This window comes from Paenibacillus sp. PsM32 (genome assembly GCF_030433815.1).
GTDB classification, from domain to species: domain Bacteria; phylum Bacillota; class Bacilli; order Paenibacillales; family Paenibacillaceae; genus Saccharibacillus; species Saccharibacillus kyungheensis.
The window spans coordinates 465,503-488,059 of sequence record NZ_JARUWY010000003.1 but is presented as its reverse complement, the minus strand read 5'-3'; the positions used below and the strand labels follow the sequence as shown (position 1 = coordinate 488,059).

General features: G+C 31.5%; 20 protein-coding genes and 1 pseudogene. 15 read left to right on the top strand and 6 right to left on the bottom strand.

Features of this window, described 5'->3' with window-relative positions:
• Window positions 1-63 precede the first annotated feature (63 nt).
• The 5 genes from QCD85_RS10010 (at window position 64) to QCD85_RS09995 (ending at window position 5,190) form a co-directional block, all read left to right on the top strand.
• Window positions 64-1,032 carry a hypothetical protein gene (locus QCD85_RS10010; protein ID WP_274172721.1) on the top strand — a complete coding sequence of 323 codons (969 nt, stop codon included), beginning with the start codon at window positions 64-66 and terminating at the stop codon, window positions 1,030-1,032.
• Window positions 1,033-1,707: 675 nt separating this feature from the next.
• Complete coding sequence (locus tag QCD85_RS23935; RefSeq protein WP_367317639.1) at window positions 1,708-1,902, top strand: S-layer homology domain-containing protein; 195 nt, start codon at window positions 1,708-1,710, stop codon at window positions 1,900-1,902.
• A gap of 87 nt (window positions 1,903-1,989) precedes the next feature.
• Entirely contained in the window at window positions 1,990-2,313 is a 324-nt protein-coding gene (locus tag QCD85_RS10005; protein WP_274172722.1) for a hypothetical protein, read from the top strand.
• A gap of 626 nt (window positions 2,314-2,939) precedes the next feature.
• Window positions 2,940-3,215, top strand: coding sequence for a nucleoside 2-deoxyribosyltransferase domain-containing protein (locus QCD85_RS10000; protein ID WP_274172724.1), 276 nt, complete (start codon window positions 2,940-2,942; stop codon window positions 3,213-3,215).
• 877 nt (window positions 3,216-4,092) lie between these two features.
• Complete coding sequence (locus tag QCD85_RS09995) at window positions 4,093-5,190, top strand: hypothetical protein (protein ID WP_301262485.1); 1,098 nt, start codon at window positions 4,093-4,095, stop codon at window positions 5,188-5,190.
• A 327-nt stretch (window positions 5,191-5,517) separates the two neighbouring features.
• Here the strand turns inward: QCD85_RS09995 and QCD85_RS09990 are convergent, their stop codons facing one another.
• The 3 genes from QCD85_RS09990 to QCD85_RS09980 form a co-directional block, all read right to left on the bottom strand.
• The gene (locus QCD85_RS09990) at window positions 5,518-6,195 is read right to left on the bottom strand and encodes a hypothetical protein (protein WP_274172727.1); all 678 of its coding nucleotides are present in this window, start codon (window positions 6,193-6,195) and stop codon (window positions 5,518-5,520) included.
• Window positions 6,196-6,220: 25 nt separating this feature from the next.
• Window positions 6,221-6,439 carry a hypothetical protein gene (locus tag QCD85_RS09985; protein ID WP_274172728.1) on the bottom strand — a complete coding sequence of 73 codons (219 nt, stop codon included), beginning with the start codon at window positions 6,437-6,439 and terminating at the stop codon, window positions 6,221-6,223.
• Window positions 6,440-6,502: 63 nt separating this feature from the next.
• Entirely contained in the window at window positions 6,503-9,796 is a 3,294-nt protein-coding gene (locus QCD85_RS09980) for an S-layer homology domain-containing protein (RefSeq protein ID WP_274172729.1), read from the bottom strand.
• Window positions 9,797-10,173: 377 nt separating this feature from the next.
• On the opposite strand from QCD85_RS09980, the pseudogene QCD85_RS09975 reads away from it, so the two are divergent.
• Window positions 10,174-10,317, top strand: a pseudogene (locus tag QCD85_RS09975) (holin); the annotation flags it as partial.
• 59 nt (window positions 10,318-10,376) lie between these two features.
• Here QCD85_RS09975 and QCD85_RS09970 read toward each other — a convergent pair.
• Entirely contained in the window at window positions 10,377-11,132 is a 756-nt protein-coding gene (locus tag QCD85_RS09970; RefSeq protein WP_301262484.1) for a hypothetical protein, read from the bottom strand.
• Window positions 11,133-11,671: 539 nt separating this feature from the next.
• Window positions 11,672-12,166 (bottom strand): DUF4352 domain-containing protein, encoded by a 495-nt coding sequence (locus tag QCD85_RS09965; protein WP_274172731.1) that lies wholly within the window; start codon window positions 12,164-12,166, stop codon window positions 11,672-11,674.
• A gap of 444 nt (window positions 12,167-12,610) precedes the next feature.
• Here QCD85_RS09965 and QCD85_RS09960 point away from each other — a divergent pair, with 444 nt between their 5' ends.
• The gene (locus QCD85_RS09960; protein WP_274172732.1) at window positions 12,611-12,838 is read left to right on the top strand and encodes a hypothetical protein; all 228 of its coding nucleotides are present in this window, start codon (window positions 12,611-12,613) and stop codon (window positions 12,836-12,838) included.
• Between the two features lie 65 nt (window positions 12,839-12,903).
• Window positions 12,904-13,719 carry a hypothetical protein gene (locus QCD85_RS09955; protein WP_274172733.1) on the top strand — a complete coding sequence of 272 codons (816 nt, stop codon included), beginning with the start codon at window positions 12,904-12,906 and terminating at the stop codon, window positions 13,717-13,719.
• A gap of 728 nt (window positions 13,720-14,447) precedes the next feature.
• On the opposite strand, the gene QCD85_RS09950 is transcribed toward QCD85_RS09955, so the two are convergent.
• Window positions 14,448-14,759, bottom strand: a complete 312-nt coding sequence (locus tag QCD85_RS09950; RefSeq protein WP_274172734.1) for a hypothetical protein — start codon at window positions 14,757-14,759, stop codon at window positions 14,448-14,450.
• 289 nt (window positions 14,760-15,048) lie between these two features.
• Here QCD85_RS09950 and QCD85_RS09945 point away from each other — a divergent pair, with 289 nt between their 5' ends.
• The 7 genes from QCD85_RS09945 (at window position 15,049) to QCD85_RS09915 (ending at window position 22,314) form a co-directional block, all read left to right on the top strand.
• Window positions 15,049-15,309 carry a hypothetical protein gene (locus tag QCD85_RS09945; protein ID WP_274172735.1) on the top strand — a complete coding sequence of 87 codons (261 nt, stop codon included), beginning with the start codon at window positions 15,049-15,051 and terminating at the stop codon, window positions 15,307-15,309.
• A gap of 1,030 nt (window positions 15,310-16,339) precedes the next feature.
• Window positions 16,340-16,603: an ArsR/SmtB family transcription factor gene (locus tag QCD85_RS09940; protein WP_301262483.1), complete on the top strand. Its 264-nt coding sequence runs from the start codon at window positions 16,340-16,342 to the stop codon at window positions 16,601-16,603.
• 314 nt (window positions 16,604-16,917) lie between these two features.
• Window positions 16,918-18,378, top strand: a complete 1,461-nt coding sequence (locus tag QCD85_RS09935) for a DHA2 family efflux MFS transporter permease subunit (RefSeq protein ID WP_441005616.1) — start codon at window positions 16,918-16,920, stop codon at window positions 18,376-18,378.
• Window positions 18,379-18,425: 47 nt separating this feature from the next.
• Window positions 18,426-19,187, top strand: a complete 762-nt coding sequence (locus tag QCD85_RS09930) for an SDR family NAD(P)-dependent oxidoreductase (RefSeq protein WP_301262482.1) — start codon at window positions 18,426-18,428, stop codon at window positions 19,185-19,187.
• A 75-nt stretch (window positions 19,188-19,262) separates the two neighbouring features.
• The gene (locus tag QCD85_RS09925; RefSeq protein WP_301262481.1) at window positions 19,263-20,108 is read left to right on the top strand and encodes an NAD(P)H-binding protein; all 846 of its coding nucleotides are present in this window, start codon (window positions 19,263-19,265) and stop codon (window positions 20,106-20,108) included.
• A gap of 212 nt (window positions 20,109-20,320) precedes the next feature.
• Window positions 20,321-21,286 carry an NAD(P)H-dependent flavin oxidoreductase gene (locus tag QCD85_RS09920; RefSeq protein WP_301262480.1) on the top strand — a complete coding sequence of 322 codons (966 nt, stop codon included), beginning with the start codon at window positions 20,321-20,323 and terminating at the stop codon, window positions 21,284-21,286.
• 83 nt (window positions 21,287-21,369) lie between these two features.
• The gene (locus QCD85_RS09915) at window positions 21,370-22,314 is read left to right on the top strand and encodes an alpha/beta hydrolase (protein ID WP_301262479.1); all 945 of its coding nucleotides are present in this window, start codon (window positions 21,370-21,372) and stop codon (window positions 22,312-22,314) included.
• Window positions 22,315-22,557: the final 243 nt, after the last annotated feature.

Here is a 22,557-nt window from a genome sequence, read left to right as displayed (position 1 = left end):
AATTAGTATAGCTTATTAAGATGCTATTAAAAAATATATAAAAAATGTACAAGGGGAATTCAAATGGGCTATAAGACTGAAGTGACAAAATATGGAGCGATCGATATAGAATCAGGTGGATTAATCGATTGGTCTCATGAAGAGATTCTAAAGTTCTATGCTCGTCCTGCTTTGGACTATATTAGCAGGATTTTAGGTGCAAAGATAAAGGATATCAATGCACGATTGATTTTCTCGGAGTACTTTTATGAAGATTTAAAGAAGATTCATCAAGCTAAAATCGATTCTAACAATGCACCTAATGCTACATATATCCCTATAGAAGAACAATCAGAAAAATATCGCCAACAAAATCAACATATCATTCTTATTAACATGCAAAAACTTGGCTTTTATTCAGGTTCAGATGGTACAATTTTTATAAGATCAGTAGTTATTCATGAGTTAGTACATCTTTGCGATTTCAGTATTCAATTCCCTACGCTAAAAGAACGTATACTAGAGAATAGTGGTAATGTAACCTCAAAATTATATATGTGTATCTACGGCTACTTTCAATACTATTTGGAATTTAGAGCTAAATATCATCAAGAATATTACTTCTGCGGTAGGATTTATATTCATCCACTTCACGATGCTAGAATGCAAGAGTTGCTAAAATCGTGTGAAGAACAAATTGCTGTAGGGGAAAAATCGTCTGACGAACTAGATGAGATAGAACCAACAGCCGTTTTTGAAAATATTTCTATTCCAGACAACCTAGAAAGCTATATTTTGCAACGAATATGCTTGAACGAAAAGTTTGGGATTGAATACTCACTATCCCATGTTTTAGGGTCATTTTTAGCTTTTGAAAGACTTGCAGCACACCATAAATGGACCAATCTTGCACAGTTTATAGAAGAAAAAAGAAGAAACTTTAATGATCAACATCAGACAATAATGGATCAATATTTTTGTTCATATAAAGATTTGCTTAAAGAGAGCGATTTTTTTGATTTCTGTATGAGTTTTATTGAACATTATAAGTAAATACCAATCATAGTAGTAGATCATTAAAGAATAGCTAATTCCACATTAACTATACTGATAAGAGAGGTATAGAAATTATATTTTAAAATAGGATACAAAAATATACTAAATGACTACTCTAAAGGAACTACAAGTGAAAAAAAATCGATTAATATAGTATTAATCCAAATTAAAACCACTTAGCGAGTTATCGCCGGGTGGTTTTTTTAGTTTTAAGTAGGTCTGTTTAAGTATGACTTATTTCTACGTTTAGAGAGAAATGATGATCCATGAATTCGGCTTAAAATGTGAAATTATAGTTGGTAATGTCACGCATACATTTTGGAAAGGGTGATTACAACGTAAGAGGTGGAAACGAATATACCAAAAAGGGTAACGCGTTTTGAAATCAACAATACTAAAGCGAGTCGGTACAGGATTTGTGGCATTAACGATTGCTGTAGGAGGCAGTCAGAGTGTCCATAAATGTAACGTTTAAGCAAAGAACAGTATACAGAAGCTTCACAAATCAACGTGATTAGTATAGCAGCCGGATATCCATGCTTGGTAAGCTACAGAATTAGCTATTGCTCTTAATAATAGAGTAACAAAAGGATTGACTAGCGTTAAATATGCACCTAACCAGCAGATTCCAAGAGAACAAGCAGCTATTATCCTTTCAAATGTGTCGTATGGATTACCACTACTTGCAGATGTAAATCCTACATTAAGGATCAAAATCAGATCATTAAATGGGCGAAACCATATGTAGAAACAGTAGTCAAACAAGGCACTCTTTATGGATATCCTGATGGTTCGTTTAAGCCTAAAGCGCCTATTACTCGCGCAGAAGCAGCCGCTGTTATTTATCGTCTTATTCATATTCACTAAATACTGATCAAAGCCGTATCGAAGAATTATCTTCTATCGATACGGCTTTACCTGTCTACATTTCATATTTCATAGGAGCTGAATATTATGGGTGTACCGGAAATAAAAGCTAAACCATACTCTATAGAAAAAGTATTGCAAGAAAGAAAAGAATTAACGATAGATAGCCAGAATGACTTAATAAACTACATTAATCATCGTCTTGTTATAGAAAACTCTATGTCTCAAATTGAAATAGAGATTGAGAATGATCGATTAAGTCAGCTAGATCTTAGAGATTTAGATGATGTAGTACAACTATATCTTCAGGCAGGATGGGCAAATATTAGGACAGTTTGTCCAAAGAGTCATTCAGACGAAGAAGGATTCCGAACAGCACTAATTTTTATCCCTCACACTGAAGAATCATGAGCTCAATATATTAGACGGTTACAACAACAACTGCAAAATATTACAACGACCATCGAATCAATAAAAGATAACCCTTTTATTAACCAAATTCTTAGTGAGAAACGTAAAGAACTTCAAAAGACGATTAAGAATACCGTTGTACCTCCGATTCAAGTCGATGAGCTTGTTAAACATATTACGAACGATGATGAGGATCCTCAATTTGGGGTACGGGGAAAGGTGAAACAAGTAAATGTTGCTGTTTCTTTGATGGGAGACATCAGCTATGAGTTTTTGGTGCAATGGCAATATGAAGAAAGTTCTATGTGTGATCAAACAATGATCGTAAAAATCTAAAGTGATGATCACTGAACACTTGTTACAGTTGTACATGCAACAAGCAGAATCTACTGGACCTTGTTTAGCAGTCGTCATCGTTATTATCACTACCCACTTTAGTCAGCTATCAGCAGAAACCATGATTTCCATTTCCATGGTGGGAACGTTTTTATGTACTTTTCTGCTAATCGCGATGATCGCAAATGAAAAGAGAAGACCGTTTAGAAACCATAAATGGCCTTCTTTGCCTATGGAAAAGTCGCACAACTGAGTGGTGTATTACCACAAATGCTATGGAGGATCCTGAGATGAAAAAAGTTTTTCTAGGGGGAACCTGCAACAACAGTATATGGAGAGAAGACCTTATTCCGCTATTACAGAGGGATTATTTTAATCCAGTGGTTCCCTGGTGGAAACCGGAACATTTGAAAGAAGAACTAAAGCAGCGCGGTGAGTGTGATTTTGTTCTGTATGTTTTAACCGCTGAAATGGTGGGCTTTTATTCTATTGCTGAAGTTGTAGATGACTCTAATAAAAGACCCGAAAAAAACGATATTATACCATTTTGCATACAGTTTTACTAATTACTTAGGTATTACTGTTTGTGGTGAGATTTGTATTCCAAACCAGAATGATTAAAGCAAAATTTGTATTAAAAACCTGATATAATTAAAAATGATAATCATAAACACTTATGTAAAAAATGAGGATATAGTATGATGAATAAAGGGTATTCTAATTCATATTTGTTAATTCATTCTTCTCAACTTATACATTTTAATGGACACTATTAACTGAAAGTAATGAATTGTGAAGATAGTACTATATTTTTTAACAAGTAAATGAGAATAATTCATATTATGAACCAGATTTTATAATTTAAGAGCAAGAAAGGATTATCTATCTTGATGAATGAAGAATTAAGAAAAAATTCTTTATTCATCAATCCTAACCCAAAGCAAGATTACAGTTTTGCAAATATCAAAGGAAAGATTTTTCATATTCGCTGTTATATGATGAATCCTTCTAAAAAAGAAATCAGAAATTTTAAGTTGGATCTACTTCGAATTCATATCTATATTGAGAATCACGTAACGTTTATCATCTTATCTTGGATCACCTTTGGTATATGATTGCACATTAACTGTAATTGGTAGAGAGTTATAGACAATCAAGATGTTCCTACAGCTAGATAATCTTGTCCCAATGTATCTTATCGATGGAACTACAAATATACTGCATGTAACACGTATTGTTGGGCTAGATCCAGAAGCAGAGAAATTGATTAAATCAGCATGTAGCAAGCAAATCGAAGAGTATATGACAAATGAAGATGCGAATACCCTTCTTGACAGAGTGTATCAGTTGTATCCTAATCCTGCAGATCTACTTAAGCATTCTGTCATGTTTGAATACAAAGGGCAAAGATAAAATAAATACTTGTTGAATAGAGGGATAGTAATGATTACTTACAGACTTTTTGATAGTTTATCCGACTTTGAACAAAAAAATATTAGAGCAGATAATCAACAACTATCTTTTTCCAAAAATGCTTTGTATGCTGCAGCAGTTACAGTAGGATCACCATATAAATATCATAATTCTAACTATTTCCCGAAAGAAATTCTAAATTGGAAAACGAATATAATTCATACATTTATAGATAAAAGTTCTCTACATCTTCGATTTAAAAACGTATCATTTTTAGAGAGTAGTGAAAAAGGTGCTGTAGGCTTTTTCATCGGAATGATTTTTGCCCATCTCTATGCTCAGATTCAGCTTGAAATTAAATTTACTGAGCATCTATCTAACGAATCAATTACACCTAATCTCAGACCAGGAAATAGATCGCGTCCAGATTTGTGGGGTATAGCAAAAAGTGGACAATCTTATTTAATTGAAGCTAAAGGTTCATTTGATAGTAGCGATTTTTCAAAAATAGATTATATTAGAAAAGCTGAAACACAATTAAAAAATGTTACTTCGATTGATTTTAAATATTCAACAAATCAATCGAAAACATATAAAGGCTCTAACTTGAAAAAAATTATTGTATCTACATTTGCCAAACTCCCCGTACGTGTAACAAAAAAAAATCAGACACCAGGTATACCTAACCAAATTTATTTAGATGTTATTGATCCAGAGGGTGCCGAAAAAAAGAAGGTCACAGTTGATGGGGATGAGATGGTTTTTAAATATTATTATTTTCTAGTAAGCATGTTATCAGACCAAGAGACGGAAGAAAAATTTTTAAATGGTACAGCATTTATTTTATATACAATTCCATGTGAAGGTTTAAAAATTGGTCTAATGAAAGATATATATAATTTGTTAAATATATATGTAAAAGAGTATGAAGAAAATATTCAAAATAATTTAGCTAAGAGTGCTGATTTTTTTAGAGAATCAAACCTATATAGAAAAATTAATGGAGATGAACAAGATACTGGAATACTAAATTTATTAGAAGGTAAACGACATGAAATAGAAACTGATGCTGAAACGAAAACGCTATTTAGTGTTGGAATCGATGGTGTAGTGGTAATAACAGAGTAAATATAGCATTGTACGATTCAATAATAGAAGTACAATAGTTATAAAATTAGTTTTCAAAAATATGGTTAAGCATCCAAAAGGTGTGACGCCATCAGTTCTGACCAAAGCTACAACTAGAGGTGTACGTGTTAGGCTTCATAGATAATAAAAATTATATTGAGATAACAATAACCAATATACAAATTACTAAAGAAAGGGAAGAGAGGATTAAAGAACATGATGATTTACAAAATATAAATAAAACATGAACATAATATATTTATTGAAACAAAAAGGCTACTCTTTTTAAGAGTAGCCTTTTAGCTAATTATATATAGATTTTATAATCTAAATCTTTTCAATAGTTTCTTTTACTTTTTCTAAAATTTTATTAGCAAAAAGTAATAAAATTTGAAAATTATAACCGACTGCAAAACATAACAATGATGGGAGTGATAACTCAAATGATTGAGATACATCAATAAATATTATTAATAATATTATAGGAAATAGTATAGCTAATATCAATTTATCAGAAGATCGTGCTCTGTTTTGTGATAAATGTGCATATGCATAAGTTACAAATCCTATGGCTCCTGCAGTCAATGTTATCATTAAATTAGAAAGGCCTATACTAAATTGTAAGGATATTTTATCATCAATATACTTCGGATCGTTAAGATGTTCTATAGCTTGTACTATATATGCTTTACTTAAAATAGTTGCTATTCCTGCTGATACTACTGTGTAAGCTATTATTGCGTATTCTTTACTACTTCCATATTGATTATAATCATGAAGTTTTAATTCAATCTTAATTAATTCATGATTATAATGATTTAATTTAAGAGGTGTTAGATTATTTTTTAATTTCATTTTTATTATTTTTTTCTCGACTTTATATACCATTTTTAAGAATTTTAAATTATTTGATTCTATTGCTAAATTTCTAACCTTATTTAATCTCTTTTCAATATCTTGTTTTAAGATATTGTTGTCATTTGAGCTCTCATTATTATCTATCACAATTGAGTATTCCTTTCTAAGAATATTACAATAATTTCAAATAATTTTGTTTAGTTTTGATTTCACAAATTTCTCTCAAGTATCTTCCTACTTCTGTTTGAATAGAGCTTTCACTGTAGCCAATGATTCTCCCTGTATGATCAAGTTCATTGAGCATATATATTTCTACTTCTATTTCAGAAATTATACAATTTTGTAATTGTTCATCTGTTAGTATAGCTAATTCTCTTCTTTTTAGTTTCATCATTATCACCTTATCAATATGGAAAAGTTGGATTCTTCATCGAAACCAACTTTTCCATATAATTTAATTTATTTTAGGAAATTGCTCATAAAAATTATTAATACCATGTCTACTAAAAACTTCTTCTGCTCCTGTCATAATGCCTGTCACAATATCTATAGTAGGTTGAATAATTGCATTTCCAGATTTAGGAGTAAAGGCAGGATATACTTTTCCAATCCTTACACCTCCACCAAAATAGGTTACCAAACTTAAAAACTCTCCTTCAATCCAATAATTATCGATTTGATCTTGATATTGCGGCTTTGTAGCTTCTTCAAGAGGAATAGCATTTTGTAAATAAGGAACATTTTTAAGTGCACCGTTCATTACAATAGAAATCAAATGTGCACTTATGAATAATGGAGCAGGATTAAAGTTTTTTCCTTTAACAAATGTAAAATTATTTTCTTTAAATACTTTGTAAGCCTGCTGATTTCCATCTGATCGGCTAGTATTTAACGATATTAGATCATATGAAATCACACTTGAAAGAAAACCGCCTAAAGAATGCCCAATACTATAAACTTTAGCATTTGGATTTTCTTTGAGCACACTAGCTACAAAACCTTCAGTATAATAAGTCATCATGTTGCTATTAGATACAAAAAGCACAGCATCTGCTACCAGATCATTACTTTCTTTCATCTCTGTTCCTCTAAAAGCAAAAGCAATTGTATTTCCTCTTTTTAGAGCTACAGCAGCAAATCCACTATTATCTTGGTCATGATGTTGTGCTTTGATAATTTTCCATCCAGCTAACTCAAGGTAGGGATTAGGATTAATAAGAGAAGTAGAGTCATATGATGACATATTAAATCGATTATCTATGTCGATGTTATTTCGTAGTTCTTCCATATTTTTTCCTTGAGAGGATTCTAAATTTACATAGCTTAGATCTGCCATTAAAGTTGCATTACGGTCTGTCAGATTATAAATTAGAGGTTCAGCATCCATTCGATCATGTAAACTGTCTCCATCTGTGTCGTACTTCGTAGGATCAGATTTCATTGTGAAATAGATTAAGTCAGTATTTTGATCATCTAGCAGCCATTTCAGTTCTTCACCATCGAATAATCCATCTCCGTCAGTATCTGCATTTTTCGGATCAAGTCCATGTATCCATTCACCATTGCCGAGACGTACGCCATTAATTTCAAAATAATCAGGTAATCCATCCTGATCTGTATCTAAAGCCAAATCAATAGTTTCTTTTGCTACATTTTCATATGCTAAATCTATTACATCAGCCGAAGATGCAAAGAAATATTCTCCTCCCGTACCTGATCCATAAGCAATATGCGTTAAATTATCTTTATCTGCTTGTACACCTAACCCAATAGTATAAATAATGATATTCAGTTCTTTGGCTTCTTCTAAAACAGAATCGATTCGATTGTTATTTGAATTTCCCTGACCATCAGTTAGAAGAACGATAATTTTAGTATTTTCTGGTTTACTATTATTTTTGATCTCTCTAACAGCATGACTTAAAGCGTAATAAATATCAGTTCCACCAGCGCCGTGAACACTGTATACTGCCTGTTGCACTGATTGTTTATTAGAACTTAAAGCAATTCTACGAACTGGATAATCATCGAATTGGTAAATTGATGCTCTATCATTAGAACCTAATTTATCAACAAAATTACTTACTGCTTTTAATCTTAAATTGTCTGGATCATTATCAACCATACTCCCAGAAGTGTCGATACTAAATACAATATCTAAATTGCCATTAGTTGTTTCAGGTACTTTCATTTTTTCTTCCCAAGCTTTATCCCACTTTTGACCATTCAAAAGAATGTAAGTACTAAAATGTTTTACAATAGCAGTTACAGAATGAGTAGCCGGATTATACGTCTGATTAGGCACTTTTTCTAATAGCTGTTTCTCTTTATTATAATAAAAGATTGTAGGTTCAAAATCACTAGATTGTAAACTAGGGTCATATTCAAAAGTCATTTCTGCTGTATCAAACTTTACATCTGTAGTAAATTCGTAAGGTGCTCCTATATAACCAGGAATATTTTTATTGATAAAAGCATCTTCACCATAAACATTTGTAATTACAGTGGTATCAGCTTGTTTTGCTTTAGAAGAGATTTTAACCGATGGAGTTACATAAGGATCGCTCTCATAAGAAGCAATCTCTGTTTTATACAACACAGTCTCATCACCATCTTTAATTCCATTTCCATTAGTATCAGAATTTAAAGGATTCATCCCAAAATTTTCTTCTATAGAATCATCTAAACCATCATTGTCTGTATCAGCTTTTAAAGGATCGGTTTCTCTCTGAATTTCAAGACCATCATTCCATCCATCAAAATCTGAATCTTCATTGTTTGGATCAGTATTCAATTGCATTTCTCTAATATTATTCAAACCATCATGATCATTATCTTCTAATCCATCTTTCATCCCATTGCCGTTAGTATCAGCTTTTAATGGACTGGTTCCAATTCTGTTAACTTCTTGTCCATCTGTCAGCCCATCTCCATCACTATCAGGATTGTTCTTATCTGTGCCTAATAGTTCTTCCATGTAGTCAGGTAAACCATCTTTATCCGAATCTAATTGGAGATCTACAGTAGTGATAACTTTTGATGTTGTTTTACTACCGCCTCCACCAAAGTTAGTAAAAGCACTTGATGGACTACCGGTGGTTGTCTCATCTACAATTGGTTTTGGATTGACTGTAGAAGATTGATATGTAATCGCCTTATCCAATAATGTTACAGCTTCTGCGCGTGTTAACTGATTCTTAGGCATTAATGTTTTGTTTGGATATCCAGTAAGTACAGCATGGTTTAATACTCCTGCAAAACTGGTACTTGCCCATGTAGCTACAGTGTTAGAATCTGTATACTCTTTTAAAAGATCTAGCTTATCTTCTTTTAAATTCAATTTATTAGCCAAAATAACGGCTGCTTCTTGCCTTGTTAACGTTTTATTAGGTTGAAAAGTATTATTAGGATATCCTTTGATAAATCCTTCATGAACAGCCTGTAAAACATCTTGATAATACCAATTTTTCGAAGATACATCTTTAAATTGATTTTTTAGATTAGAAGTATCATAAATATTTCTATTATCGAAGCCTTTATGCAATAAACTTAAAAATTCTGCTCTGGTAACTGAACGATCTGGATGCACTTTGCCATCTTCATAACCTTTTAATATCCCTTTAGATATCCAATCCTCCATTAGAGCTGCTGCCCAATGCTCTTTCAATTCTGTTGATGATGCCTTTGCAAAACTTGGCTGCGACAAGATTAGCATCAATGCCAATAAGAAAATACTTAATTTCTTCATGTTTCTAGTCCCCTTGTTCTATTTGTAGTTTTCAAAAAACAAAAGTCCTATTTAATTCCCCAATTAATTAGGACAAAAGATATAATAACACTTTTAAAAAGAAATTATTGTCGTTTTTTGTCATATTGATTAAAATTATAGAATTATTATTTATTTTTACATGTATAATGTTGAAAACTCTTTGAATATTTCACTATATTTTGGTCAAGATAAATTACTATACAACTGAGTGTCCTGTACTATATATAATTTCTTGCTAATATTCTATTGAAATCAATAATAGTATCTAATGAAAGAAATAATTATTCATATAAATTCTAATAACATTATTGTAGTGGAAAGGGTATCTCCGCCATTAATGAATCAGAAAAATGTAAATTGGATTAGGAATTGGGACGGCTGCATATCCCTTTAGCTACTTAGATTTGATTAGCTTATGGGCAGGTGGATTAGCTGGGTTATCAGCAACAGGATTATTTGAAATGGTTTTGAAAGACCGTTCAGAGACAAAAAAAGTTTAATATACCCGTAGCAAATTTGCTACGGGTATAATTTTAAATTTAAAAGATTTTATTTTTGGTTAATTATCTGATTCAGTTTTACCCCAGCGCTTAATTGATGTTGTGACTAACTCATCATAATATAATCTTGTTTCTTCAAATTTTGTAATCAGATTTGAAAAATCAATTTGAAATTTACTAAGATGATTATTTATGAAGGATTCAAGTGCTATCATCATAAAAGATATTGAATTTTCAATTGAAAAACATGTCAGTTTTATAGATTCTTCGCCATTTTCAGGACCATAATCGGCTACAATTGTATCATCTTCTAGTTTATAGTAATGTACTTTCAATAACGTTGGATTTCCATGTTTAGCACGACATAATATTCCGTATACATCAAGCTGCTCTCTAGTAGCAGAATCATAGTCTGTGACCAATTTTTTGAAAACTTCTTCTGTATAAGCACCTAATTTTTTAGGCAAACCTGCGGGATTGGTATGTTTTATCCATTCGTTAGCTAAATCGTCATTATCACCTATATAATTTATCATTATAGAAGACTCAAATAATGAAGATGCAATAGTTGCAGCTTGAATAGAGTATCCTTTCGCTCCCAAAATCCACAAGGATCTTATGTCATTTGTAGATTTTATAAGTAAAGTCTGAACTACTTTTAAAGAACTACTTGTTTGTGATAATTTTATAGGAGGGTGTGCTTCTACAGCCATTCCAACAACCTCCATACACTTTATAAGTCCTTTGATATATGGTTCTAATTCTTTTTGGAGATATAATTCATTGCTATCTTCACCTTCACTAATGGTTTGCACATTTCTTCCTCATTTCTAAATTATTTTTTTGAATTATCATGTTAAAAGTAAATATAAAATTAAAAAATGTAAATATTTACTTTTATAGTGGGTTATTAACTTGGGTTTTGAAATTATAAGCTACTAATTAAATTAAGTTAAAAAAGCCTTATCTACTCTTAAGAGCGGATAGGGCTTTTTTTATAATATTGTAGATTCGCTCGAGAGAACAACTTCATTTTTTTCTTCTCAGAGAAAATTCCCATAAATCCACCAATAACCAGCAAAACGCCTGGCAAAAGATAAAATACGGAAATGCATATGAATCCAGCAATTCCACTAGCTAGCATAAGTCATCCAGTTAATTTAGGTTTTGTTTTTGACATTTCCGCACTAACTATACTAAATACTAAAGTTAATAATGCTAAAGTCCATATTTGAGAAGTTTCTGTACTAGAAAGGGCAACATCAATGCCCCGACAATTAAGGTGATTATTGCACAGATTATTCTGAAATCCTACCAAATAAACCCACTGCAAACATTGATAATACCTCTCTTATTACTGTAGATTAATTTTCAGAGAAGTCTCATATGCGACCTTATAGACCGTATAATCTGTATATTGTAATTGAAGCTTTTTATCATTCTTAGGTTGCTCAAATGCTAATGTTCCTTCTATACTTCCGCCAGATGCTAAATCGCCATACGATAAATAAGTATCTTGATCTACCATGGTAGATGCTATATCTGTAATTTGCCCTTTACTATTGGACATTTTGTAATTGGAAGGATCATAAGACACTTGTTTTGAACTGTTGTTTTTTAGTTCTATGTGTACAATAACAAACTCGTTGCCGGATCTAGGTTTATCATATTCACTACCTTTTGATTTTTCAACTTTAGTTACAGTAGTTTCAAAACCTTCTAAATCGACAGTATCACCAATCTTAAATTCTTTTTGTGCAGGATCTACCGCCTTTGGTTGTGCAGTAGGAGCGCAAGCAGATAACATTACTACTGCACAAAATGCCAAAATGCTCATTTTAATCTTCATTTTTCTAAATTCCCCTTTAGAATATAATTTTTACCAATTGTAGCATATAAGAACTAGGTCAATCATGCTATATTATTAATTAATTTGTGAAGAATTTCAACTTTATGAGCAAGTCATTTTACATATTGCTTTATTACTTTTTTCAATGTACTCTTATTAATAACCTCTTCAGGTAAAGGAGGTGTTTCACATAATGAAGAGCATACTTCGTATAGCTCTATGTACTTTGGTTTTCTTGATAGTGCTATTATTTTTTGGGAAAACTATTATTTAATAGGTTTTTAGTACTTTGGTTGAGTACCTTCTGTAATTTGGAAGGTGTTAAACCAAGAGACTAAAGGTAAATAAAATAAAAAGCATATTCTATATTACTTGGAAGAACCAAGGACTTTATTAGCTTATATAGCTAATAAAGTCTTTTTTATTTTTAAATTAAAGGAGTAGATGCTGATAGATCATAGCGTTTTTAGAGTACTGAGAACAGATGCAGAGTTATTTGCAGCAGTGATCAGCCAGGTAAGAGTAGATGTAATGAAAGAATTAGAAATAGAAGTAGATGTGATTATTGATTATGGGGGAGTGATCCAGAAGTATACGTTAGAGTATATAAAGATTCAAGATGTTTACTATTCTAGGGATATACATATATTTAGAACTTATAAAAAATATTAACAATTTTTCGATTTAAGCCGTTATTACTTATGTAAAAAACAAAGATACATAAGGAGATAATTATAATGGTTGAATTACAGACTTTACTTTTAAGCAAAGTATTACCTGGAGGAATATTAAGTCTCATAATTGGGATACTATTTTTTGTAGGACGTTCAAGGTTTTTAACAATGTTTACATCTACTAAAATCGAAAAATTAGTGTACAGCAAAGAAAAGAATTTTTTTATAAAAGCTACAAAGACTACATTTGTAGTTATTCTTATTTCTGCAACATTGTTTTATTGTTCAGTTCTACTGATGATTTTGAAATTGAAATACATGCTAATTATTATAACAATTGTTGTATTAGCAATTCTTTTGATAGGAGCAATTTTTTATGCAATTATCTATTTTAAGCAAGGATTGAAGAAATATTTTGAAGAAGCTGACAGAAAAATTGCTTCTTTATTTTTATTATTATATAACTTGTTCAGCTTCTCACTTATCCCACTTATTGCTGGATCATTATTTACTTTAAACGAAGAAGATGTTAAGCAAATTATAGATATAAATAAACTTATTGAACTTAGATTTCTTATTATCTTAATAATACTATTATTTATTTTTATTGGTGCTTTATGCTTGCGTCTTTTTGAGAATACTTTAATTCTTATTACAAAAGAGATAAGAGTTGAAAAACTTTTATTTATTAAATTTGGGAATGGCACGGAAGTTACTAAATGGTATATATTTCATCTGAATGAAAACAATCAATTTTTATTAGGGGATAATCCTATTCAAGATAAATGTATGGTATACAAATTTATTGAGAAAGAAGAGTTGATTAAAAAAGAAATATACGTTCATCAAGATGAAGATCCTTCTCTTCCGATAGCATAAAAAGTTTGTTAATGTGTACATGCAAATAAAAAGTGTACTTTATGCATTACATTTTTTATTTGAAAATACCTAGTAAAATTAGGCTTTAGACAGACCTAATTAAATTGTTTTAAATAAAAATAAAATACTTTGTACGTTATGTATTACAGATTTACTATTTTGTTGTACAATTGTTTATGTAGAACTGGCAATTAAATTGCCAGCTCTGCTGTTTACTTTTTGACTCTAAAGCGCTCCAACCGCTTTGGAGTCTTTTTCAGCTTATGAGCTTTCCAAACAGTAATAAGAGTAATTATTCCTATCACTAATTGGATAATCTCATTCAAAAAAGAGAGCATGATATCACCTCCCTCCTGAATCTATTATAAGTGTATAAGTATGTATTAATAGAGAACGTATGTTTTTTTAAGCTAGATTTGCTATATACGATAAATATTTCTTATAATTTTTGTTTGAAGCAATAAATTTTTGGGGAGACTGATTATTTGCTTTTAAAGTATATATGTAACATAAATACAATATATACTTCAAAGAAAAATAACGATAAGTATTTATATTGATTTGTTATATATAATAAATAACAGTCTACTTCATAAGGGAAAGCCTTTCTTTACGAAGTTTTAATCTTTGGTCATGTAGTTTTTCTTTTTGTTTATATGCTTCTTTTACGTAAAAATGTATGCTACATAGCCATGTATATTTAGGCTATACTAAACTAAATAATATTGCTAAAAAATTGAAATAGTTAAAGTTAATCTATAATACATTTTGTAAACTACAGTTAATTGATCATTAAATGATGCTACTTGTTGCAATAAATTTTCGTTATAAAGTTCATATTCAGCTTTATAAAGATCAGTAGGTTCATTTAACCATTCCGAGCTGTCAAATAGATCAGCTTTAGCTTTTAGTTCAAGAATTATTGTTTCATGAGTCCAATCAATATTCCTCATAGATTGTTGTAAATAGAATGTAAGAGTTCCAAATAAAGTCGTTATTAAAAATATTATTACAGTAATGATTAAACCCAATTGTTTCATAAATTCGTATTTTTCTTCAGTTTCAGAATATATACTACCAAGATTCTCAAAACTTTCTTTTTGTATTAACTCTGTTTTTAAGAGAACGTTTTGATTTTTGAAATTGCTCCAAATCTTAAATTGAAATAATTTCCTACTTTATATTGTTCTCTTAAATATTTAGTTGCTGTTGTCTCGTGACTTAGTTTTTTGTTCAAAATATACACTCCTTCCTAAGTGTGTTTATCTGAACTTAAATATATAATAGAACTCAAGTTCGTATATAATACATAGTGGAGGGGGATTCACTATGTTACAAGATTCAGAAAGAAAACTATTTAGAATCATCTACAATCACTTTGCTCAACATCGTCAGATACCTAACCTTGCATTTTTACAACGTAGTACTGGTAAATCTAGGGATCAAATACAATCGAGCTTAATTCAACTTGTAGAAGACGAATATATTCAATGGGATGGATCTGATCCATTATCTATTCTTATGCTTAAACAACCAGATACTAATAAACCTATAGTAGAAGATGGTTCTAAATACTTTACTGAACATTAAGAGACCCTTCCATAATGGAAGGGTTGTTTTTATTTCTTTAATTGAATGTACGTATTAATCTCATTGTGAAGTGTCATAACATCTGTAATAGCTGAGTCTTAATAATTCGTAAAAGTTGTAAGTACTTTATTGAATATTAAAAGCTCTTCTATTATGAAACAGACTTTTTTGTTTCTTACTTTTTATTACTAGTAAGTTGGTTAATTTCTTTTTTTTATTTTGAAGTTTTGTTGAGTTAATTCTATTAATAGAACAATAGACGGCTTTATCAGTATAAAAAAATATAAATTATAGCAAATCTATCCTAGTAATAGAATGCAATATATAAAGAGATAGGATTAAATTTACTCTAATCGCGTGCCGATTTCGTGCCGACAGCGCTAGATATTCAATGATAAAATATACAAAATCTAATTTAAAAAATTGCGATTTTACTAGAGTTTATGCGGAATTTGATGGCTTATGATATTCGATACTAAATGGAATCAGAAAAAAAGGTTCAAAGGCAAGACAGCCGCGGCTGTTGCCTTCCAAGCGCGAAAAAAAAGAACGAGCCATAGTGTGTTATATCCTCCGTTGTAAGTGAAATCGTAGAGCAGATAAGAGTTATTTCGTTGACAAATAGATGAATGATCATCTCCTTTCCAAAAAAGTATGAATAGATGATATGTATGGCATATCAATCAGGATATATTTCATTTCTAATAAAAAGGTTTTTATAGTAAATTTTTTCACTAATTAGTTTATGAAATTATTTATTTTTAACTATTATTGCAATGATTTTTATTGTACTTAGAATTATAAATTTATTATACACAGTAAAAATTTCTAGGTATACAACATCAATGAATACTTTATTTCGAATTTTTCAAAATCAATAAATGTGTTTACGATATTACAGTAACTATTTTTTGATTACCAAGTATCATTTAAAAGAAAGACTATTTACAGCAAAATTAATTCATGATAGTATATATTTCGAGTTACATCGAAATATATACTATGTCATTTAAGAAAGGTACTAACCAAAATGAATATTGATCAAGTTGTTAAAGTTCATAAAGCATTGGGTGATATTACAAGATACAAAATTGTTCAAACTCTTGCAGATGGTAAATGTTTATGTGTAGGACATCTTGGAGATAGCCTCAATGGTATTCCTTTATCTACATTGTCTCACCATCTTAAGCAATTATCAGACTGTGGAATTATAATTCCCGAGAAACAAGGGACTTACATCTTTTATAAGTTAAATAATGATATAGTAAAACAAGTTTGCCCTGAATTGCTTTAATTAGTATTAATATACAACATTTTTTATTTCGATTAAAATCGAAATAAAAAATGTTGTATATTAAATAAATAGAAAGCATATCGAAATGATTAATTAAAAGGGTTTATTTTTAAACGTTATTTCCATTATTCTAGTAATATAGAATTTTAAAAGGAAGGATTATAAAATTCTATATTATAGTCATGTACTATATTTCCATAATTCCGGAAATAACGTTTTATATTTTAGTATAGAGTGGGTGATTAAATTTTTAGAAATTGATTTCATAAACAAATGAAATAGTAAATAGCTGATACAGGATTTATCAATAAAAGATTTTAGTTAGAAGGAGTATAAGAAAATTGGAAAAGAAATATAATACACGTGCTATTTTGGCTTCACTTTTAATATGTGGTTTTGTTGGGATGTTTAGTGAAACATCTCTTAACATAGCAATGACTAATTTGATGGAGATATTTCAAATTGAAGCTGCTACAGCTCAATGGTTAACAACAGGGTACCTATTGACACTAGGCATATTAATGCCATTTACCGGACAATTGTTACAAATGTTTACTACTAGACAAATATTTATTGCATCTACAATTGGACTAACGATGGGTACACTTTTAGCAGCCGTATCAATCAACTTTGAGATGCTCATGACTGCTCGTGTTTTGCAAGCCAGTGGGATGGGTTTGTTATTACCTCTTATATTTAATACTCTGCTCATAATTTTTCCTCCAGAAAAAAGAGGAACTGCTATGGGATATGTTGGATTAGTCTTATCATTTGCACCAGCGATGGGACCAGCAATTAGTGGGATGATTATTCAATATTATTCTTGGCACTTTATTTTTCTATTATTACTTCCTTTAATGTTGATTGGAATGTGGTTTGGACTGAGGTATTTAGAGAATGTAACAGAAGTTAGTAAACAACGTATTGATATACCTTCTGCTACTTTGTCTACGATTGGATTTGGAAGTATCGTATTTGGATTTGGTCAAGCTGGAAAAGGAGGTGGTGGTTGGTCTGATCCATTGGTGCTTACGTTAATAATTGTTGGCGTAATAGCAATTTTATTGTTTGTTTTAAGGCAGATGAGGGATCAGCCGTTGCTTAATTTACGTGTTTTTAAATACCCAATGTTTGTAATTGGAGTTTTCCTTGTCATGATGTGTATGGTCATTTTCATGTCAACAATGATTGTATTGCCAATGTTCTTGCAAACAGGAGCGGGACTTTCGGTCTTTATTACGGGATTGATGTTGCTACCAGGCAGTGCACTCAATGGTATCATCCAGATGATCTCAGGACGATTGTTTGATAAGTATGGACCCAAATGGGTGATTATTCCAGGTTTGCTTATTGTGATAATGGTTTTATGGTTCTTCACAACATTGACACCAGCTTCATCTATTGGACTCATTATTGCATTGCATATGATTCTAGCAGGAGGAATTGCATTGATATGGCCAGCTTCACAAACCACTGCTTTGAATCAATTACCTGCTAAGTTGTATTCTCATGGATCAGCGGTTTTAAATACGATGATGCAAGTGATTGGAGCGATGGGAACAGCTGTAGCAGTTAGTATTTTGAGTAGTGGGAAAAATAAATATTTATCTACTTCATTTACACCTACACACTCAGAGGAAATCGCAAATGCAATAACTGTTGGTGCACAAAATGTATTTGTAATTATGATGGTCATTGCTTTTATCGGCTTTATTGTTGGCTTGTTTGTTCGTCGCAGTAATGAAACGAATAGTAAAGTGAAAAGTATGCACTAAATAATAATATTTGTATTGTCAAACTATTAATTTAAAGGAGCATGTACATGGAAACTCATAAAATAGCTTTAATCACAGGTGGTAGTCGAGGAATTGGTAGAAGCGAAGCGATTGCTTTGTCAAAAAAAGGAATTCACAGCGTCATTACTTATAAAAGTGATAAAGCCAGCGCTGAATTAGTTGTTCAGGAAATTGAACAATTAGGAGGAAAAGCCGTTTCTATGCAATTAGATGTAAGCGAGATATCTAGCTTTGAATTATTCGTTTCGGATCTCTCTAAAGTTTTAAAACAAACATGGGGACAAACTCAATTGGATATTTTGATTAATAATGCAGGTATTGGAGGTCAAACATTACTAGGTAGTACTACTGAGGAACAATTTGATGATTTAATAAATGTGAATTTTAAAGGCATTTACTTTTTGACCCAGGCATTGCTTCCATTAATAGTAGATCGCGGAAGCATTATCAATGTATCCTCCGCATTAGCTCGTGTAACTGCAGAAGGAAGTAGTATTTATGGAGCTATGAAAGGTGCTTTAGAAATTTTAACTAAATACTGGGCTAAAGAGCTGGGAGTTCGTAAAATTAAAGTAAATACAGTAGCACCAGGACCTACAGTTACTGACTTTGGTGGAGGAATTATAAAAACGGATGAAAGCATAAGAGAATATTTGATAGAACAAACTGCTCTCGGTGAAGTTGGTGATCCTGATCATGTTGCTAGTGTGATTGCATCTTTATGTCTAGATGATATGCAATGGGTTACAGCTCAAAGAATTGAGGCATCTGGTGGATTCATGATTTAAGAAGAAACGAACTATGAAAGAAGTATTACTTTAAATACTATCAAATAATAAATGAAAGAGAGTGTGAAAATAAGCATGAATATTATGGTAACAGGCGCAAATGGTGGCTATGGAAACTATGCATTAGATTATTTAAAAGAATTTGCTCCTCAAGCAAATCTATATGCACTTGTTCGTAGCGAAGAAAAAGGAAAACAATTTAAAAATAAAGGAATCAATATTCGTGTGGCAGATTACAAAGATCGTTCTTCAATGATAAATGCTTTAAAAGGAATTGATCGGCTTTTATTTGTTTCCACTTCTTCGCCAGGGATACAGAAAAATGTAGTGGAAGCAGCCCAAATTAATCAAGTTCAATATATTGCATATACTAGTCTTTATGGTTTGGAACATGAGAAGTTTGGCTTAGAAGTAAACCATCGAATGACAGAAGAATTGATTAAAGAGTCTGGTATTCCATATACATTTCTACGTAATAACTGGTATGTAGAACTTATAGCTCCTTATGTTCTTACTTCCGTACAAACAAAAAAATTCTTATATTATTCAACAGATGCACAGTTATCATGGGCATTGAAGCGTGAGTATGCTGAAGCAGGAGCTAGAGTCATTGCTGATGGTAATTATGATGAAGTGTTGGAGTTAACTGGTAGACCCTACACATTTAAAGAACTAGGGCAAGCAGTAGAAAAAATTGTTGCTCAAACTATTGATATTCAAAAAGTCACACGAAACGAATTGGAAAGTTATTTAGCACAAATTAAAATATCTCAAGTAGAGTCTATGCTCGCTATGTCTTATCAAGATTATGCAGAAAAAGGGCATAATGGAGAATCAAAAGCAAACCCTTCTGTTTTCGAACAAGTATTAGGACATCCGTTGACATCTCTTTCAGAATCATTTAAAGAGCTCCTTCAATAATTGATTATTTTTTTAAAATAATAATAAATTATATTTATAAGTGTCCAAATGTATTGTAATTGCATTAATACAATTGCAATACATTTGGTGTATATACACTAATTAAAGTGCTTTTCTCTATGTAAAATGGCACGACAGAGTCTGATACTTATTTTGTATAAAGAATTTCCAAATGTAGCTTCACAAATTATAAATATAAAGGAGCTAATAAGATGAATAGAGTTAGTGAAATTTTAGGAATACAATATCCAATTATTCAAGCACCTATGGCTTGGGGGACTTCAGCAGAATTGGTAGCTGCTGTATCTAATGCAGGAGGGTTAGGAATTCTAGGGTCACATGCAGGTCAAAATAAAATTGCTATTGATCCTGTAGACATTGGAGAACGTCTAAGAAATGAAATTATAAAAACAAAACAAATTACAGATAAGCCATTTGGTGTTAATTACATGCTATCTGAAGGTGATTTAGAAAATCATCATCCTATCAGTCAAGAAATTCTTAAAATATGCAATGAGGAAAACATTAAAATTCTAGCTGCAGTAGGTATACCTAATAAGCAAGGCATTAAGCGATTGAAAGAACTCGGTTTTACAATTCTTTTTCGTGAAGGATCACCAACGGTATTAGGAGCACAAATTGCAGAAAATGCTGGTGCAGATATAATTATTGCGACTGGCTTTGAAGCAGGAGGTGTGGCTCCTATTCATCCTATACCAACTGCTTCAATCGTAAAGATCATTTTAGATGCTGTAAATATTCCTGTGATAGCAGCAGGGGGTATTACAGATAAGACAACTGTTGATGCAGTATTCGCTTTAGGTGCAGAAGGAATATACATGGGTACGAGATTCCTAGCAACTAAAGAATCACCAGCAAGTGATGTAGCTAAACAAGACATAATTGAATATGGAAATAAGGAAATAGTGTCAATTAAAACTGGATTTGGCTCATTACGTTCTACACCACATACGTTAGCCTTACAAGCTGAAAAGTTAAATGCTGAAGGTAAACTAGCGCAGTTGGATAGCATAGTTTTCAAACTCGGGATAGTGGATGGGAAATTGGAAGAAGGTCTTGTCACCATTTCTAGTAAAATTGATTCCATTAAAACTATCAAAACTTGCAAAGAAATTATAGATGAACTGATGAAAGATGTAATGATTGAAAGAAAATAAATCCTCTATTCATACTGAGAATTGAGAGAAAATGAAAAATAACTTAAAGGTAACAAGACCAATTATATTGAGGAGAGATTACTATGGATTCAAGAGTTCATCCGGATTTAAAAACATTATTTTCTACTTTTCCCGAAACAATACTTGATGAAAATGGATTAGAAGAAACTAGAAAACAAATGCACCAAATGGCTCAAAATTATATTCAACCTTCTGACGATTTGGTCGCTAAATCATTCCATAGTATACCAGGATTGCAAGGTGCGCCTGCTATCCCAATTGTTATATACGAGCCAGTCTCAAAACATAAAATGATGTCTGGAGTATTATGGATTCATGGAGGAGGGTATATAATAGGGGGAGCTGAAATAAATGATGCATTATGTCGGCGGTTTGTTTTAGAAACCGATAGTTTAGTTGTTTCGGTAGATTATCGTTTAGCACCTGAACACCCATATCCTGCTCCGCTTGAAGATTGTTATTCTGCGTTAAAATGGTTCTCAGAAAATGCTACTACGCTTGGAGTCGATTCTAATCGCATTGCTGTTGCTGGACAAAGTGCTGGAGGTGGGCTAACAGCAGCATTATCATTGTTAGCAAGAGATAGAAAAGGACCAAAAATTGCATTTCAAATGCCATTATATCCTATGATTGATGATCGGAATATTACTCCTTCAAGTTATGAAATAACTGATGCTAGGGTATGGAATAGAGAAAGTAATATTTTTGGGTGGCAAATGTATTTGGGGAAGGACGGCAATAATGATATTTCTCAATATGCTGCTCCAGCTCGTGCTACAGATCTATCAGGGCTTCCTCCCACCTATACTTGTGTTGGAGAATTGGATCTTTTCCGTGATGAAACGATTGATTATGTCACAAGGCTTTTACGTGCAGGTGTACCAACCGAGTTTCATATTTATCCAGGAAGTTACCACGGTTTTGAAGCTTTTATGTCTCAAGCTCCAATTGGACAACGTGCTGAGTCGCAATATGTTGAAGCTTTAAAATATGCACTAAATAAGTAAGACCCTAGTATGTATAATTTGATATTCATAAGAGATTTGAATCAAAGGTCTTACACACCATTATGAAAATGATAGAGTTTATGCGGAATTTGATAGCTTATGATATTCAATCCTATAAAGGATTAGAAAAAAGATTCAAGGAGAGACAACTGCGGCTGTCTCTCCTTTGAAATTTTAAAAAAAGAACGAGCCATACAATAATCCTCCACCATATCATCTGTTTATTTTTTATTTTCTACAAAT